This window comes from Franconibacter sp. IITDAS19, from assembly GCF_023079515.1.
Classification (GTDB): Bacteria; Pseudomonadota; Gammaproteobacteria; order Enterobacterales; family Enterobacteriaceae; genus Franconibacter; species Franconibacter pulveris.
In genome coordinates, this window is sequence record NZ_JALJCP010000018.1 from 1 (window position 1) to 1,568 (window position 1,568).

A 1,568-nucleotide genomic window follows, 5' to 3' on the forward strand; every position below is an offset into this window, starting at 1 on the left:
TCTTTAAGGTAAGGAGGTGATCCAACCGCAGGTTCCCCTACGGTTACCTTGTTACGACTTCACCCCAGTCATGAATCACAAAGTGGTAAGCGCCCTCCCGAAGGTTAAGCTACCTACTTCTTTTGCAACCCACTCCCATGGTGTGACGGGCGGTGTGTACAAGGCCCGGGAACGTATTCACCGTGGCATTCTGATCCACGATTACTAGCGATTCCGACTTCATGGAGTCGAGTTGCAGACTCCAATCCGGACTACGACGCACTTTATGAGGTCCGCTTGCTCTCGCGAGGTCGCTTCTCTTTGTATGCGCCATTGTAGCACGTGTGTAGCCCTGGCCGTAAGGGCCATGATGACTTGACGTCATCCCCACCTTCCTCCGGTTTATCACCGGCAGTCTCCTTTGAGTTCCCGGCCTAACCGCTGGCAACAAAGGATAAGGGTTGCGCTCGTTGCGGGACTTAACCCAACATTTCACAACACGAGCTGACGACAGCCATGCAGCACCTGTCTCAGAGTTCCCGAAGGCACCAATCCATCTCTGGAAAGTTCTCTGGATGTCAAGGCCAGGTAAGGTTCTTCGCGTTGCATCGAATTAAACCACATGCTCCACCGCTTGTGCGGGCCCCCGTCAATTCATTTGAGTTTTAACCTTGCGGCCGTACTCCCCAGGCGGTCGACTTAACGCGTTAGCTCCGGAAGCCACGCCTCAAGGGCACAACCTCCAAGTCGACATCGTTTACGGCGTGGACTACCAGGGTATCTAATCCTGTTTGCTCCCCACGCTTTCGCACCTGAGCGTCAGTCTTCGTCCAGGGGGCCGCCTTCGCCACCGGTATTCCTCCAGATCTCTACGCATTTCACCGCTACACCTGGAATTCTACCCCCCTCTACGAGACTCAAGCCTGCCAGTTTCAAATGCAGTTCCCGGGTTGAGCCCGGGGATTTCACATCTGACTTAACAGACCGCCTGCGTGCGCTTTACGCCCAGTAATTCCGATTAACGCTTGCACCCTCCGTATTACCGCGGCTGCTGGCACGGAGTTAGCCGGTGCTTCTTCTGTGGGTAACGTCAATCGCGATGCGTATTAAACATCACGCCTTCCTCCCCACTGAAAGTACTTTACAACCCGAAGGCCTTCTTCATACACGCGGCATGGCTGCATCAGGCTTGCGCCCATTGTGCAATATTCCCCACTGCTGCCTCCCGTAGGAGTCTGGACCGTGTCTCAGTTCCAGTGTGGCTGGTCATCCTCTCAGACCAGCTAGGGATCGTCGCCTAGGTGAGCCGTTACCCCACCTACAAGCTAATCCCATCTGGGCACATCTGATGGCATGAGGCCCGAAGGTCCCCCACTTTGGTCTTGCGACGTTATGCGGTATTAGCCACCGTTTCCAGTGGTTATCCCCCTCCATCAGGCAGTTTCCCAGACATTACTCACCCGTCCGCCGCTCGTCAGCGAATCAGCAAGCTGATCCCTGTTACCGCTCGACTTGCATGTGTTAGGCCTGCCGCCAGCGTTCAATCTGAGCCATGATCAAACTCTTCAATTAAAGTTTGATGCTCAATG

At 54.7% G+C, this 1,568-nt stretch carries 1 rRNA gene; it reads right to left on the minus strand.

Annotated features, from left to right (window positions below):
• Positions 1-9 precede the first annotated feature (9 nt).
• Positions 10-1,551 (minus strand): 16S ribosomal RNA (locus MT962_RS22180).
• Positions 1,552-1,568: the final 17 nt, after the last annotated feature.